Source organism: Corynebacterium sp. HMSC28B08 (assembly GCF_001806865.1).
In the GTDB taxonomy this organism is placed as follows: Bacteria; Actinomycetota; Actinomycetes; order Mycobacteriales; family Mycobacteriaceae; genus Corynebacterium; species Corynebacterium auriscanis.
In genome coordinates, this window is sequence record NZ_KV786167.1 from 92802 (window position 1) to 108785 (window position 15984).

Below are 15984 nucleotides of genomic sequence, written 5' to 3' on the forward strand. Positions count from 1 at the left end.
CGGCGGGGTAGACTGGTGTGGTTACAAATAGCGTGCTTGGTTAACGCTGAACGAACGCTTTACCGACAAAGGAGCTTGACCCGACGTGGGTGAACCAGAGAACAAGAACAATTACGGTGCCAGTTCCATCACCATCCTCGAGGGACTGGAAGCGGTTCGTAAGCGACCCGGCATGTACATCGGTTCCACCGGTGAGCGTGGCCTACACCACCTCGTGTGGGAGGTCGTTGATAACTCCGTCGATGAGGCAATGGCGGGGTATGCAAACGAAGTCACCGTGCGATTGCTGGCAGACGGCGGTGTAGAGGTTGAGGATAATGGTCGCGGTATTCCCGTCGAGAAGCACCCATCCGGCCCGCCGACCGTCCAGGTTGTCATGACGCAGCTGCACGCTGGCGGTAAATTCGACTCGGATTCCTACGCCGTGTCCGGTGGTCTGCACGGTGTGGGTATCTCCGTCGTGAATGCGTTGTCCACCCGCGTGGAAACCGAAATTAAGCGCGATGGATATCTGTGGAGCCAGGTGTTCAATAACGCAATTCCTGAAGAACTGGAGCAGGTCAAGAAGGCCCGTGGCACCGGTACCAAACAACGTTTTTGGCCAGACCCTGAGATATTTGAAACCGTTGAATTCGATTTCAAGACGGTGGCGAAGCGCCTCCAGGAAATGGCCTTCCTGAACAAAGGTCTGACCCTCAACTTGATTGATGAGCGGCCCCATGAGGAACCCGAAGAAGAGCTGGCTGATGCAGCTGAAGATGCCGATGCTCCTAAGTCTTCCGCCGAGAAGGCCGAGGAGGAAAAGGCCAAGAAGGGCCCTACCAAGAAGACCTTCCACTACCCAGAGGGACTAAAGGACTACGTCGACTTCATCAATAGCAAAAAGACCGCTGTACACCCCACCATTATTTCTTTTGAAGCCAAGGGTGAAGATCACGAGGTTGAGGTGGCTTTGCAGTGGAACTCCGGTTACTCCCAGTCCGTGCACACCTTCGCGAACACCATCAATACCTTTGAGGGTGGTACGCACGAAGAAGGCTTCCGTGCGGCGCTGACGTCTTTGATGAACCGTTACGCACGTGATCACAAGCTGCTTAAGGACAAGGATCCAAATTTCTCGGGCGATGATGTTCGTGAAGGTTTGGCAGCCGTTATCTCCGTGCGCGTAGGTGATCCACAGTTTGAAGGTCAGACCAAGACCAAGCTGGGTAACACAGAAATCAAAGGCTTTGTGCAGCGTGCCGTGAATGAGCACTTATCCGACTGGTTGGATGCCAACCCTGCTGAGGCGAAGGTCATCGTCAACAAGGCAGTATCCTCTGCTCACGCTCGGATGGCGGCCCGTAAGGCCCGTGACCTAGTTCGTCGCAAGTCAGCTTCCGACCTGGGTGGACTGCCAGGCAAGCTGGCGGATTGCCGTTCTAAGGATGCGACCCTCAGTGAGCTGTACATCGTGGAGGGCGATTCCGCCGGTGGTTCTGCGAAGTCTGGCCGTGACTCCATGTTCCAAGCTATCTTGCCGCTGCGCGGGAAGATTTTGAACGTGGAAAAGGCCCGGATGGACAAGATTCTCAAGAATGCCGAGGTCCAGGCGATTATTACCGCTCTGGGTACCGGTATTCACGATGAATTCGATATCTCCAAGCTGCGGTACCACAAGATTGTGCTGATGGCGGATGCCGATGTTGATGGTCAGCACATCGCGACGTTACTTTTGACCTTGCTATTCCGCTTCATGCGCCCACTAGTTGAAGAAGGCCACGTCTACTTGGCTAACCCGCCCCTGTACAAACTGAAGTGGGCAAAGGGTGAACCAGGATTCGCCTTCAGCGACCGCGAGCGTGATAAGCAATTAGAGGAGGGCCTCGCTGCTGGCCGAAAAATCAACAAGGATGATGGCATCCAGCGCTATAAGGGCTTGGGCGAGATGAACGCTAAGGAGCTGTGGGAGACCACCATGGATCCCGAGTACCGCGTTTTGCGCCGCGTGACTCTGGAAGATGCAGCTGGTGCCGATGAGCTGTTCAGCATTTTGATGGGTGACGACGTTGTGGCACGCCGTAGTTTCATTACCCGGAATGCAAGGGACGTTCGCTTCTTGGATGTCTAACGTAGGTTGGAACCGAGGGCTGCCCGTAGTTACACGGGTGGCCCTCTTTTTTGGTTTCGCTTCAGCTCATTTAGACATAAAACGATAGCTTGCTGGATACACTGGGCGACGTGACTAATTCTGATTCCATAGATTCCATGAACCCTCGCCAGGCCGCACCTGCAGAATCTCATCGGGATGCTGCAAGGAACAAGGATGAGGTGAAGGGAACAGAGACCATCGCAACGCGGATGGCGGATTCCTCTACCTCCATGATCAGAGTTTTCCCGGCTGGAGAGAATACTGTGAGTTCGGGTGCGGACAGCGAAGGGAAGACTGGAGCGACCCAGCCCCCGCTGATCGTTATTTGGCCTGGCTGGGGGATGGGTGCGCGCTACTACGATCCAATTGGTCGCGAGCTGGCATCCCGGGGTTATAACGTTGCAACCGGTGAATTACATGGTCAGGGAAGCAGCACGGCACGGGCTACACGGACGAAGAGATGGGGATACCACGAGATGGCATCTCAGGATTACCCACGCACTATTCGGGCCGCCAAAGAGCGATTCAATCTTCCCGAAACGCATCCTGTCGTGTTGCTATGCCACTCGATGGGCGGCCAGATTGGATCCCTATTCCTGGCGCGGCCCGAGGCATCCGAGCTTAATGTTGTAGGAATGATCGGAGTGGGCGCAGGCACACCGTTTTACAAGGGGTTTTCGGGTGCTCCCCGATATCAACTGCAATATGGTGCCCCAGTGATGAGATTGGTGACGAAGGCACTGGGTTATCAGCCCGAGGGGAAACTAGATTTCGCTGGATACGGTCGCCAATCTGGAGTACATGTAGGGGAGTGGTTCCGCCTTTCCCGCACCAACCGGTTTATCGACCTCAGCGGTGCGGATCTGAACTATGAAGCCGCCCTTCAAGAAATAACCACGCCTGTCTTGCTGCTGCGGTTCCGTAATGATTACGACTGCACAACGCGATCCGCGCACAATTTGGCGTCAATGATGCCGAAGTCAAAGACCTTAAAGGGGCGAGGTTCGGGGCCGGAGGTAAAAACGATTGAAGGAAAACTCGGGCACAATCGGTGGGCCCGAGAACCAGAGCAGGTGGCGACGCGCGTTGAGGAGTTCATCGCCGATCTAGAAAAGTGACGACTGAATCTAAACTGCGAGTGTGGAGCCACAAAGGGAGGTTGTAAGAGGGTAGACTGGATTGGTCAGAGACTAGTTCAGAAAGGCTTCACACGACGTGAGCGACGATACAACCGGCAGCGAGAATCTCTTCGATCGGGTCGAACCCATTGACCTGCAAAAGGAGATGCAATCTAGCTACATTGATTACGCCATGAGCGTAATCGTCGGCCGCGCACTTCCGGAAGTCCGCGACGGGCTTAAGCCCGTGCACCGACGTATTCTTTACGCGATGTACGACAACGGCTACCGGCCCGAGCGAAGTTATGTAAAGTCTGCAAAACCAGTAGCAGACACCATGGGTAATTATCACCCACATGGTGACTCGGCGATTTACGACACTTTGGTTCGCATGGCCCAGCCATGGTCGATGCGATACCCGCTTGTTGATGGCCAAGGTAACTTTGGTTCGCGCGGTAACGATGGCGCCGCTGCCATGCGTTACACCGAGTGCCGGATGACACCGTTAGCTATGGAAATGGTGCGCGATATTCGCGAGAACACCGTTGACTTCCAACCAAACTACGATGGTAAGACCAAGGAACCGGTCATTTTGCCATCGCGAGTGCCGAACCTATTGATGAATGGCTCCGGCGGTATTGCCGTTGGTATGGCGACGAACATTCCGCCTCACAACTTGAATGAGCTGGCCGATGCCATTTTCTGGTTGCTGGATAACCACGAAGCCGAAGAAGCAGAAGCCCTTGAGGCTTGCATTGCGCGGGTTAAGGGTCCCGATTTCCCAACGGCCGGTTTAATCGTTGGCGATAAGGGCATCCAGGATGCGTATCGCACTGGTCGCGGTTCCATCCGTATGCGCGGTGTGACTTCCATTGAAGAAGACGGTAAGCGGCAGATCATTGTGATTACCGAGTTGCCTTTCCAGGTGAACCCCGACAACTTGGTTCACAACATTGCTGAACAGGTTCGCGATGGAAAACTTGCCGGAATCGCTCAAATTGATGACGAATCCTCCGACCGAGTAGGTCTACGGATTGTTGTGACCCTCAAGCGTGATGCAATTCCACGTGTGGTTCTAAACAACCTGTATAAGCACTCCCAGTTGCAGACCAGCTTCGGTGCCAACATGCTGTCCATCGTAGATGGAGTGCCGCGCACTCTACGCTTGGATCAGATACTGCGTTACTACGTGAAGCACCAGATCGAGGTCATCGTTCGCCGCACTCAGTACCGCTTGGACGAAGCTGAGAAGCGGGCCCATATTCTGCGTGGTTTGGTCAAGGCACTGGATGCGTTGGATGAGGTTATTGCCCTGATTCGTCGTTCCCAGACTGTGGATATCGCGCGCGAGGGTTTGATGGACCTGCTGGATATCGACGAGATCCAGGCGAATGCGATTCTGGAAATGCAACTGCGCCGCCTGGCTGCGCTGGAGCGCCAGAAGATCATTGATGAATTGGCGGAAATCGAGAAGACGATTGCCGACCTGAAGGACATCCTTGCCCGTCCGGAGCGCCAGCGCGATATCGTTCGTTCTGAGCTAGCCGAAATCGTTGAGAAGTTTGGCGATGAACGTCGCACAAAGATTGTTGCTGCCTCTGGCGAGGTTTCCGAAGAGGATCTTATTGCTCGCGAGAATGTGGTCGTGACGATTACCTCGACTGGATACGCTAAGCGTACGAAGGTTGACTCTTACCGTTCCCAGCGTCGTGGTGGCAAGGGTGTGCGAGGTGCTGAGCTGAAGCAGGATGATGTGGTTCGCCACTTCTTCGTTTGCTCTACCCATGACACGATTTTGTTCTTCACGAACTTTGGACGGGTTTACCGACTCCGTGCGTTCGAGCTGCCCGAGGCATCAAGGACTGCGCGTGGGCAACACGTGGCGAACCTGTTGGAGTTCCAGCCAGGGGAGCAGATTGCTCAGGTTATCCAGATCCAATCCTATGAGGATGCACCGTACCTGGTCCTCGCTACGGCGCATGGACGGGTAAAGAAGTCCCGTTTGACCGATTACGATTCTCCGCGCTCCGGTGGGTTAATCGCCATCAACTTGAATGAAGGCGATCGACTGGTAGGCGCGCAACTGTGCACCGCGGAGGACGACTTGCTGCTGGTTTCCGAAGAGGGCCAAGCAATGCGCTTTACCGCTGATGACGAGGTGCTCCGCCCCATGGGCCGTGCAACTGCGGGTGTGAAGGGCATGCGCTTCCGTGAGGAAGACCAGCTGCTGGCTCTCACTGTTGTGCAGGAAGATGCCTACCTATTCGTCGCTACTAGTGGCGGATACGGCAAGCGCACCAAGATGGAAGAGTATCCGGCTAAGGGTCGTGGTGGACTTGGTGTTGTGACGTTTAAGTATGACAAGAAGCGCGGAAAGCTAATCGGCGCGCTGACGGTCGGTGAAGACGATGAGATTCTGGCCATCACTTCTGCTGGTGGTGTGATTCGTACCGAGGTCAACCAGATCCGCCACACGTCACGTGCCACCATGGGTGTCCGTTTAGTTGATCTTGGCAAGGATGTTGAGCTGGTTGCCGTTGACCGCAACATCGAGGCCGAGGTGGAGGAGACCGCGGAAGCTACTGCCAAGGCAGAGGAAGAAAAGTAGTCCGGTATGGCTGAAAAAAACCTAATGCCTGAAGGTAAGCCTTCCGTCGCGCCAGGGACTGCGAACCTGGCGGACGGGGCCACGTCGGGCCCACCAGGTGCCTCGAATACCTCAGATTCCTCAGATTCCTCGAGGCGGGGTAATTCGGTGATGCCCCCGCGGAGCAATGCAGTGAAGTCACAGGGCACGGATAACCACGGCAGCCAGGCACCTACTTCCGAGACCTCGGCCTCGAGCTCGGGAATTCGCAGCAGGTTTGAGAAAACAAAATCCGCTTTGTCGGCGCAGGAATCTGGGTCGTCACGTGAGACTTTTCTCACCCATATTGACCCGATGAGTGCGTTCAAGGTTGGCTTCGTATTTAATCTGGCTTTGTTCGCCATTTGGGTCGTAGCGATGATTCTTCTCTGGATTGTCCTTAATGTCGCCGGAGTGTGGGATCGTTTGAATTCACTGGCTGGCGATTTGGCTGACGGTGAATTCTCGGCGGGATTGTACTTTGGCGTTGTCTTCGGTCTCGGCTTGTTTGAACTGGTGGTCTTCACCCTGTTGGCGCCAGTCTTGGCCGTAATCCTTAACTCGGCCGCATCCTTGTTCGGTGGCCTGCGTATTGGTCTCGGTTCCACGTGGGATAATCAGAACGATTCGCAAGCAGGCCGCGGAGAGAGCTAACACGCTCACTTGCATGGCTCTCTTGGGCATGGCTAGGCAACGCCGGGGCGTTTCCAACGGCGTGGCTTTGCATCTGGGTGAAGGTTTGATCCGCTTTCACCCGCGACCCTATGTCCATCAGGTGGTTCCCACCGAACTTTTGGGGGCCGGGTGGTTGTTTGCCCGGAGTTGGGCGCGTGTTCCCTGGGAGAGTAACTGCGCCATTTATCCTTTCGACTTTTGGCATCGTCAGTTTGAGAGTGGACATGCTTGTCCACCAGCGTGAGGTTATCCAGATCGGTTCCACCACCTGATTCCCAGCTCTTGATGTGGTGAATATCGCAGAACGCGGCCGGTGCGCTCGTACCAGGTGCCGTACTAATCCGTTCCTCGCCAAGGAGAGCTAGATACTGACTCAAGGACCCAAGTCTCCGGGATCGTCCTAGGTGCAGGGTTTGACCTTCAAGATCCAAGATTTGCAGATATAGGTCGTTACATTCGGTGCCACCTATGAGGGATTCTAAAGAACAGTGAATGCCTCCATCGGTAAAAGCGTCTCCGTGTCCCTGTAACAATTCCTGGAGGGTCGTCACCGCGACGATTGTGGTGGACCCCCTCCGTGTTAGAAGACCGTCAGTTTTCAATGCGGGAATGCTGTCTGCGGGAGTTCCCTCTTCCCCCAGTTGACTGCTCCGATCGTCGGCCCTGGATGAACCTCCAGAGGATTTCCTGGGTGACAGACGATTAAAACCACCAAACACAGCAGCCTCGAGCGCATCGTGGCGCCGTTGTTCGGGTGATCGCGGGTCGGAGAGGGAATCAAAAGCCACGTTGGCATCTTCAGAATCCGAAGAGCTTTTGTGACACATGCGATCAGCCAGATCACCAGCTTTCGCATGATCAGCGAACAATCGCTGAAGGGCCGCGGCAAACCGTGGGGTAACTTTGCCACGGATGGAGCTCATCCCGTCCGCCCCTTGTTTACTAATGGTAATTCCGCGTAGGCGCGCCCGATCGGAATCATCGTATTCATCCTCATTGATCAACCTACGAAGTTGCATCGCCAAATCATCAACGGTGTTCGGACCGCCCTGTGCGATGAGTTTGGCTACGGGCTCGTCGGCTGCCTTAGTCGCTTCATCTTGAACTTTCGCTGGCAGGCTACGGATGGCGCGGTCCACTTTGGAAACCGCATACTGCCCGGCATGACCCGTTCGCGACTGAGTGCTCAACTGAGGCATGAAGTGCCGGGATATTGTGCCGTCGTCTGTCCCATCTTCGAGCCGGGCGTCAATCGGTCCTGTATAGATCCGCCGGGCTGCCTGGATACGTTCTCGAGCATCCCTCATAGCAACTCCGCACTCACGGTTCAACCACTGGCATCGCTTGTGATCCATGAGCGGAAGCTCTTTATCGAACGCATGCATAAATTGAGCATCAACTAGCACCAACCGATTACGCGCGGATTCCAATCGGGTGTACATTTCACGAGCTTGCTGCAGCGACAATGATCCCCACGCGGAAGAATCACCCTCAATTAATGCTTCTACTAAAGATTCAAGAATATGCATGCTCGTAAGCAGGTCAACACCAGTTCCGACGCCACGTTGTACCCCGTTAGGTGAGCTACTTTGTCCTACGCTTGAGTCAACCATGTTCCCCTCCTGATCCTTGACCCCGTTTGGTGAAGGCAGCTATTGCGTTGCGTTCCAGTCACCATCCCCCATCCACCCCTAGCCTATACGTTCGAATCCCACCCCACAAAACCCTATCTTAGATTTTTTTATCCGCCCTGATGTTTGGGGCGAAAGGAAGGTACGGCAACCAGATCACCCAAGCGGGGTGCCCTAGTTATGAGTCACTCTGTCTCCACCTCATCTCGGGCCCGTTCCCACTCCGACGTTCAAAAACCAAAAACAGCACACCGGCGACTCGCTAAAAACATAACTTGACCAGCCGATTTGGTTCTAATTGAGTGTTATGGGTACAGTATCTCTTGTTCGAAGGGCCTATAGCTCAGGCGGTTAGAGCGCTTCGCTGATAACGAAGAGGTCGGAGGTTCAAGTCCTCCTAGGCCCACAATTCGAACACCTGGATTTTGAACTAGCGATCCTATCCGCTAAGGTTTCAGATCTATGGGGCATTAGCTCAATTGGTAGAGCATCTGCTTTGCAAGCAGAAGGTCAGGAGTTCGATTCTCCTATGCTCCACAGAATAAACCGGTTCACCGCAATGGTGGACCGGTTTTCATTTGCGTCAACGCCTCCTTGCGATCCTCACGAGAGCTGTTGCTTTAAGCGAGGATCCCTCACATCACTGGTTACACGCACACGTCTCTCCCTACTGCCGGTCTGTAGCAGCTATCTCGCTTTCTACGACCCACTTATGGTTGGTCATCTTCTTTCCGTTCGCCTCGTAATCAACCACGTACACAGTCTCATCGGTCGAGGAAGCCACTGTGCCCTTCGCTCCCTTCATTCCGTCCATGTGATCTGCTGTGATCGTCACTGCGGCACCATTTGGCAACCGGTCACTGCCAGAATCGGCCAGTTCCTCCTGCACAACCCACTTGTGGCCCATTACGCGATCTCCGCCACCGACGGGCGTGTAATTTACAGCGTAGGTGTGCGTCTTATAAGCACCGACAATGGTGGCCTTTGCCCCATTCATATCCGACATGTGTTCGGCCTTCAACGTCACCGCCTGACCGACGTGGAATTGAGGATCCGTTGCTTCCTTCATTCCCGCAGGAACAGGCCCTCCATCGCTGGGATGATCCATGTGGTGCCCGGTCCCGTGCTGCTGTGGCGAGTGGTTTCCCTTCTGGGCATCAGTTGCCGAGCCTCCCCCTTCCTCGTCGTTGTTCTGTTTCCCGCCCTGGCTTTCACCGCTTGCCTCTCCGCTGTTCTCAGCGCGACCCTGCGCATTTGTGAGTTCACTGGTCGCACTGCCACCGACGTTCTTCTCGTCATCCGCGTCGCTGGCACAGCCCGTCAACCAGAGCGTCCCCGTCAAAACCCCCGCTGTCACTGTAAGGCCGATTTTCTTATTCACAATTTACTCCTCCGTTTCGGGGTTCCTACTGCTGGATCTTAACTAGAAATCCTAAAAAGTCACATAAACAATGCGTAAAAAACCTGCTGTATCGCTCCTTGTTCGTGGTTTTTGCTTTTGGTGTCTTGTTTTCTTTTTACTCGACGCCGCCCTCCGCATCATCGGCTCCAGCCAAAGTTGCAGAGATCACCGCACCAAGGCTGGCCGGCGCCATCACATAACAAAACGCCCCCGGGATTCCCAATGGGAATACCCGGGAGCGTCTCTGGATAACCGAATACCGCGGCAAAAGGAAGGCCAGGAGCCCCTGCAACCTACCCGCGCTTTTCCTTCTGCGACAGACCCTCCAGTTGCGTACCCAGCACGCCGAACTTCGCCAGACCTGCGGCGCCACCCAATGCCGAGTCTTCGAAGCGGGCCAGCATCATCTGCGTGAACTTCTCATATTTCTTTTCGGTCAGGGGGTACCAGTTCGCCTCCAGCTTGTCGCCGTCTTTGTCCACAATGACGGATTTGACGTTGCAGAATCCGTGTAGGCCATCTTCTGCCTTGTGGCGCCCGAATCCGGAGTTTTTCACTCCACCGAATTGCAGTTCAGCAGTAGATTCAGTAGCCATTACGTTGTTGATCGACACTCCGCCACACTCCAGGGCACGAGAGACCCTTCGCGCCCGGTCCTCATCCTTGGACCATACGGATGCGGTCAGCCCGTAGTCGGACTTGTTCGCACGGGCGATGACCTCTTCTTCGGTGGAGAACGGGAACACTGGAATAGTCGGACCAAACGTCTCTTCGGTGGCTGCCAGGGAATCCTCTGGCACATCAGTCAGCACCATGGGAGGGATAAGGCTGCTCTTGCGGTCCCACTCGTTCCCGGTCAGGATTTTCGCTCCGCGGGCCTCGGCATCCTCAACGTGCTTCGCGACGATCTCCACCTGCATGGGAACAATCATCGGGCCTAGGTCGTTATCGCGAGAAGCTGAATCTTCTTGCTTCATCAGGTTCACTTGTCGCACCAGCTCCGCCACGAACTTATCGTGAATGGACTCGTGAACGTACAACCGCTCCACGGAGGTACAGGACTGGCCCGTCGCCGTCAGACCGCCGAACAGCAGGCCAGAAACCGTCCGTTCGATGTTGACGTCTTCGAACACGATCATCGGATCTTTGCCACCCAGCTCCAATTCCACGGGAATGAGCTGCTCGGAAGCTTGCGCCATGATTTTTTTACCCGTGCGGGTGGAGCCGGTGAACATGATGTAGTCGGGGCGTTGATCGATGATCTCGGCACCAACTTCACCTTCGCCGTAAACAATCTGCACCCAGTTCGGGGCGATTCCGGCATCCTCGAGCAGGGATTCCAGTAGGCCATGCAATGGCGTGTGCTCGGAGCCCTTGTATACCACGGCATTCCCTGCAGCCAGGGCGGCGGTGATAGGCACAATTGCTTGGAAGAACGGGTAGTTCCATGGGGAAATAATGAAGACCACACCGCGGGGCTCGTACCACAGTTCGGACTTCTTGCCCATCATGGTCAAGGGAGTCGGCACCTTCGTGGCCTTCAGTGCCTTCACAGCGTTGTTTTCGAGCCATTGAATGTTATCGAGCGCGCCGAACAGTTCCGACATGAGGATCTCTGGCCGCGCCTTATGGGTGTCGTCCTGAACGCGATCGAGAATCTCCTCGCGGCGTCGCAGAATAACCCGCCGCAAGTTGGCAAGGTGCCCGAGGCGCTCTTCAACGGTAAGCGCCCGGATAGCTTTCTGAGCTTCGCGGGCCCGCTCTACGGTGCCTTGGAGCTGGTCGGCTGGGGTGGTCACAAACTTCTGGTCAGTCATGTTTAACCTTCGCTTAGTTGGGTTGTTTTTTCTCGACGCCAGGCTCACCCGACTGTGTTGTCAAGTGGGCTTCGTAACTCTCAGTGTTGATGGTGGGGTTGTAGCCCATTCGCTGGTGAACGTCGCCTGACGAGGTATCGAGGTCGGAGTAGTACAGCGAGTGCACTACGCCCTTGATTCCGAGGTTAGCCAAACGGAACACACCGGCGAGTGGTTCTGGGACCTTCTTGTGTGCTGAAACGAGTGCAACAAACCCCGTGATCAGCGGTTGTGGAAGATAAGCGAAAGTAGTCATCAGAATCTTAAAGGGATCCCGGTCAGCGCCGTACATGTATGGCAGCATGCGGTCAGCGCCTTTGGCGGCATTAGTTTCGGAGAAACTGGGGAACCCGTCGCCACCAGGAATCATGACGTCGCCCAAGCGGTTGAGTCCCTTCAACTGGGTGGCGTTCAAGCTGAACTTGTTGGGGCCTACAGAAGCGGCATGTTTATCAGTGTTTGCAGTGCTCATGGGTTTTTCCTAGCCTTCCGCCACGATGGTTTCGCTGGCGCGTAGGGACAGCGCCATGATAGTCAGGGCTGGGTTGATGCCGGGAGCGTTCGGGAAGATTGACGAGTCCGCGGCAAAGATACGGTTGCTCCCGTGTACCTTGAATCCCGGGTCAACAACAGAACGGTTCCTATCGGTACCGATGGCACAGCCACCCATGAGGTGCAAGCCGATGCCCATGGCACCTTCAATGATGCGATTCGCACCGGTGGAGTTAAAGATGTTGCGGATTGCATCCATACCCGCACGCTTGCGACGTTGATCTTCCTTGTTCAGCGACTTCTTGATGACGGGTTGTCCCTTGCGGTTGACCTTGATCTGCCCAGGGTTAGTATCGCGGACACATACTTCAACACAAGCCAGGTTCTCGAAATTAGACATGACGTCGCGGTGTGTGGCGCCGAATCCCGGCATCAATAAAGCGATAGAGGAAGGACCGGCAAAAACATTCTCCAATTTGAAGCCTTGGCGGCGGAAGCCCGGATCGTCTGACTTGTAGTTCTGCAGGGGGCCTTCAAAAGAACGTACCTTGTCCTTGTACACTCCCACATTCATGTACTGCGGGTGGGTGAAGAATTCCTTGCCCAGTGCAGGTAGCTGGCCGCCGAAGCCGGAGCGCAGCAGCAGGGAGGAATTACCAATGGCTCCCGATGCCAGGATTACCCGGGTCGCAGTGTACGTTTCCTCCACCTGTTCATCCAAGGGACCGCCTTTGATGGCGGTGACTTCTACGTGGTCGGGGCGTTCGGTAATGGTCCGGACCTCGGTGTGGTCCTGCAGAGTGAAGCCGTGGGATTCCGCGACGGACAACGCAGTAACGGCCGTCGACTGCTTGGAATCGATCCGACAGCCGGACAGACATTCAATACAGCAGTTGCCGTCCTCAAAACGGCAGTCGGACTGACCGCGGCGCAGGGGAGCACACTGGTAACCGTTGGCTTCGAAACCTTTGGCGAAGATCTCCGCGTTGCGGTTGCGGTGATCTTCCGGCACGGTCTGCAAAACCATGTTGCCTTCGGCGCGGGCATACCAATCGGACATGTCGTCGCTGCTGAGGAACGAGACCCCAGATTTTTCGCGCCACGGGTCCAGCGCGGCGTCGTTGAAACGGTCCATCAAAGCCTGGTTGACGATAGAGCCGCCGCCCACAACCTTGGGTCGTAGGATGGCCAGGCTGGTTTCGGTGTTGACCTCCACGCCGCCTCCCCAGTACAGCTGGGCTGAGCCGTCCACTTCGGTCGTTGGGTAAGTTTTGCGGTCATAACGCTTGCCGGCTTCTAGGCCTAGGACGTTCCAACCAGCTTTGGAGAGCTCGCGGGCGACGTTGAGGCCGGAGGTACCGGCACCGATGATGATCGCATCGTAGCGCTGATGTTGAGACATGTACCCAGAGTAGCCCTCCACCTGCTGGTACGCCGGGTAATTTCTGGAATTGAACTAAAAATATGAAAGACTAGCCACCTCCGAAGGGGGGTAGCTAGTCACGGTAGATTCGGCGGATAGGTCCTAAGGGGATAGGTATCAGGCCGATAGATAGGCCAGCGGTGAGGGGCTTTCACCGCATGCCCCGCCAGCAGCACGCTGGCCGCGTGCTCTACCTGCCTGCGTTCTCAATAACCCACCAATCCATTGATCTGCTTGCCTACTGTTTATTTAATTGCTCCATGACCCTACCGGTGCAGGTCGAAGCGGTCGGCCTCCATTACCTTCACCCAAGCAGCTACGAAGTCATCGACGAACTTGTCGGCAGCATCGTCGGCACCGTAAACCTCAGCCACCGCGCGCAACTCGGAGTTGGCACCGAACACCAAATCCACACGGGTGCCTGTGAAGTTGGTACCGGTTGTTGGGTTGGAGCCTTGGTAGCGGTTGCCCTTCTCGTCCAGTTTTTCCCACTTGTTGTCGATATCCAGCAGGTTGACGAAGAAGTCGTTGGTCAGCTGGCCTGGACGATCGGTGAAGACACCGTCGCGAGAACCATCCCAGTTCGCATCCAGCGCGCGCATGCCACCGACCAAGACGGTCATTTCCGGAACGGTCAGGCCAAGCAGGTCGGCCCGGTCGATGAGCAGGTATTCGGCCGGCACATCTAGCTTGCCACTGTCGTAGTTGCGGAAGCCGTCGGCTACTGGCTCCATGTACTCAAAGGATTCAACGTCGGTTTGCTCTTCCGTCGAATCACCGCGTCCCGGGGTAAACGGCACGTTGATGTTTCGGCCGGCTGCCGCTGCTGCCTTTTCGATTCCGACGCCACCCGCCAACACGATCAAATCTGCGATTGATACATTAATACCGCTTTGAGCACGGATTTCCTCCAGCTGGCCCAGAACGTTGCCGAGCTCAGCCGGGTTGTTGACGTCCCAGTCTTTCTGTGGGGCCAAGCGCACGCGTGCACCGTTGGCACCGCCGCGGAAGTCGGTGCCACGGTACGTGGATGCAGAGGCCCAGGCTGTGCGCACCAACTGAGAAACCGTGAGATCGGAAGCTGCAATAGCGTCCTTGAGACGCGCGATTTCGCCCTCATCGATGACATGTTCTGGTGGAATAACGGGATCCTGCCACAGGAAGGTGTCCTGTGGCGCTTCCTTACCCAGGTAGCGCTCCTTAGGTCCCAGATCGCGGTGGGTCAGCTTGAACCAAGCCTTAGAGAAGGCCTCGGTGAAGGCCTGGTGATCGTCACGGAAGCGGCGAGCAATCTTGTCGTATTCCGGATCCATACGCAGCGCGATATCGCTGGTGAGCATCCGTGGCTCCTGGAAACCTTCGCCGTGGGCGAGTGGAACCATGTCCTTGCCACCACCATCTTTCGGGCGCCACTGCTTGGCACCGGCCTTGGACTCCATGAGTTCCCACTCGTAGGCGTAAAGAATGTGGAAAAACTCATTATCCCAGCGGGTGGGGTGGTAGGTCCACGTGACTTCGGGGCCACCACCCAGAGTGTCGTTGCCCGTGGGGCCTTGCCAACCGATCCCCTGGTTCTCCAATGGTGCTGCTTCAGGCTCTGGACCGATTTCATCAGGGGTGGAGTTACCGTGCGTTTTGCCGAACGTATGTCCACCAGCAATCAAGGCAACGGTTTCCTCGTCATTCATTGCCATGCGCTTAAAGGTTTCGCGAATATCGCGTGCAGAAGCTACTGGATCGGGCTCTCCGTCCGGACCCTCGGGGTTCACGTAGATAAGACCCATTTGTACAGCAGCCAAGGGGTTATCCAATTGACGATCGCCCTGGTAGCGATTGTTGGCTAGCCATTCGTTTTCAGGGCCCCAGTTAACCTGCTCCGGTTCGTAGGTATCTTCGCGACCACCAGAGAAACCGTAGGTTGGAAAGCCCATGTGCTCCAGTGCCACGTTACCGGCTAGGACGATAAGGTCGGCCCAGCTCAGCGCCTTGCCGTACTTCTTCTTGACGGGCCATAGAACGCGCCGGGAACGGTCCAGCAAAACATTGTCCGGCCAAGAATTCAAGGGGGCGAAGCGCTGTTGACCGGTGCCTGCTCCACCACGGCCATCTTGTACGCGGTAGGTGCCGGCGGAGTGCCAAGCCATACGAATAAATGCACCACCGTAGGTGCCGAAGTCTGCTGGGTACCAATCCTTGGAATCCAGCATGGCCTTCTTGATGTCTTCCTTAACTGCATCTAGGTCGAGGGATTCGAAAGCCGCAGCGTAGTCGAAGTCTTCATCCATGGGGCTGCGTTCGCTTGGATTGAACGCAAGCAGGTTAAGATTGAGCCGACCTGGCCACCAACGATCATTAGAATCGCCATTGGCGGGCAGACTCGTCTCACCGTGGACGACCGGGCATTTGCCACTGTCAGCATCCGATTTACTGACGTCCTTCATTGTGGTTTCGTTGTCGGTCATTTCGTTGTTGCTCATGGGGTTTGAGTACCTCCTACATAACGTTTCGCTTGCTGGTTTAGCCGTGGTCGGCGCAACCGAGCGTCGTTGGCTAATACCCACAGTAGTAGTTTTCCCGACACGTGGGGGAAGAGCACTAGTGCAGCCACGCGCGGCAACATTTCCGCCCTC

The 15984-nt window shown here is 55.7% G+C and carries 10 protein-coding genes and 2 tRNA genes; 6 read left to right on the top strand and 6 right to left on the bottom strand.

The annotated features are described in order from the left end of the window. Positions 1 to 85 precede the first annotated feature (85 nt). The 4 genes from gyrB to HMPREF3098_RS06260 all read left to right on the top strand — a co-directional run bounded on the left by gyrB (position 86) and on the right by HMPREF3098_RS06260 (position 6529). Positions 86 to 2110, top strand: coding sequence for a DNA topoisomerase (ATP-hydrolyzing) subunit B (gene gyrB, locus HMPREF3098_RS06245; RefSeq protein ID WP_070434410.1), 2025 nt, complete (start codon positions 86 to 88; stop codon positions 2108 to 2110). A 110-nt stretch (positions 2111 to 2220) separates the two neighbouring features. After that, a complete protein-coding gene (locus tag HMPREF3098_RS06250) occupies positions 2221 to 3249 on the top strand; it encodes an alpha/beta fold hydrolase (RefSeq protein WP_246815865.1) in 1029 nt (342 codons plus the stop codon). Between the two features lie 97 nt (positions 3250 to 3346). Beyond that, entirely contained in the window at positions 3347 to 5857 is a 2511-nt protein-coding gene (gene gyrA, locus HMPREF3098_RS06255; protein WP_070434411.1) for a DNA gyrase subunit A, read from the top strand. Positions 5858 to 5863: 6 nt separating this feature from the next. After that, positions 5864 to 6529 (top strand): DUF3566 domain-containing protein, encoded by a 666-nt coding sequence (locus tag HMPREF3098_RS06260; RefSeq protein ID WP_070434412.1) that lies wholly within the window; start codon positions 5864 to 5866, stop codon positions 6527 to 6529. Between the two features lie 32 nt (positions 6530 to 6561). Here the strand turns inward: HMPREF3098_RS06260 and HMPREF3098_RS06265 are convergent, their stop codons facing one another. After that, positions 6562 to 8163 (bottom strand): HNH endonuclease signature motif containing protein, encoded by a 1602-nt coding sequence (locus tag HMPREF3098_RS06265; RefSeq protein WP_083284225.1) that lies wholly within the window; start codon positions 8161 to 8163, stop codon positions 6562 to 6564. Positions 8164 to 8513: 350 nt separating this feature from the next. Here HMPREF3098_RS06265 and HMPREF3098_RS06270 point away from each other — a divergent pair. Beyond that, a tRNA-Ile gene (locus HMPREF3098_RS06270) sits at positions 8514 to 8587 on the top strand. Positions 8588 to 8645: 58 nt separating this feature from the next. Next, a tRNA-Ala gene (locus HMPREF3098_RS06275) sits at positions 8646 to 8718 on the top strand. A gap of 130 nt (positions 8719 to 8848) precedes the next feature. Here the strand turns inward: HMPREF3098_RS06275 and HMPREF3098_RS11850 are convergent. From HMPREF3098_RS11850 to katG, 5 genes are all read right to left on the bottom strand, one after another. Beyond that, complete coding sequence (locus HMPREF3098_RS11850; RefSeq protein ID WP_246815866.1) at positions 8849 to 9562, bottom strand: YdhK family protein; 714 nt, start codon at positions 9560 to 9562, stop codon at positions 8849 to 8851. 314 nt (positions 9563 to 9876) lie between these two features. Then, positions 9877 to 11400, bottom strand: coding sequence for an aldehyde dehydrogenase family protein (locus tag HMPREF3098_RS06285; RefSeq protein WP_070434414.1), 1524 nt, complete (start codon positions 11398 to 11400; stop codon positions 9877 to 9879). 13 nt (positions 11401 to 11413) lie between these two features. After that, positions 11414 to 11911 carry a hypothetical protein gene (locus HMPREF3098_RS06290; protein ID WP_070434415.1) on the bottom strand — a complete coding sequence of 166 codons (498 nt, stop codon included), beginning with the start codon at positions 11909 to 11911 and terminating at the stop codon, positions 11414 to 11416. Positions 11912 to 11920: 9 nt separating this feature from the next. Beyond that, positions 11921 to 13333 carry an FAD-dependent oxidoreductase gene (locus tag HMPREF3098_RS06295; RefSeq protein ID WP_070434416.1) on the bottom strand — a complete coding sequence of 471 codons (1413 nt, stop codon included), beginning with the start codon at positions 13331 to 13333 and terminating at the stop codon, positions 11921 to 11923. Positions 13334 to 13620: 287 nt separating this feature from the next. Then, a complete protein-coding gene (gene katG, locus HMPREF3098_RS06300; RefSeq protein WP_070434475.1) occupies positions 13621 to 15816 on the bottom strand; it encodes a catalase/peroxidase HPI in 2196 nt (731 codons plus the stop codon). Positions 15817 to 15984: the final 168 nt, after the last annotated feature.

Excerpts from the sequence above, each read along its gene's own strand:
- HMPREF3098_RS06260 (WP_070434412.1), top strand. The coding sequence starts at position 5,864 with ATGGCTGAAAAAAACCTAATGCCTGAAGGTAAGCCTTCCGTCGCGCCA.
- HMPREF3098_RS06265 (WP_083284225.1), bottom strand. The coding sequence starts at position 8,163 with ATGGTTGACTCAAGCGTAGGACAAAGTAGCTCACCTAACGGGGTACAA.
- HMPREF3098_RS06285 (WP_070434414.1), bottom strand. The coding sequence starts at position 11,400 with ATGACTGACCAGAAGTTTGTGACCACCCCAGCCGACCAGCTCCAAGGC.
- HMPREF3098_RS06290 (WP_070434415.1), bottom strand. The coding sequence starts at position 11,911 with ATGAGCACTGCAAACACTGATAAACATGCCGCTTCTGTAGGCCCCAAC.
- HMPREF3098_RS06295 (WP_070434416.1), bottom strand. The coding sequence starts at position 13,333 with ATGTCTCAACATCAGCGCTACGATGCGATCATCATCGGTGCCGGTACC.
- katG (WP_070434475.1), bottom strand. The coding sequence starts at position 15,816 with ATGACCGACAACGAAACCACAATGAAGGACGTCAGTAAATCGGATGCT.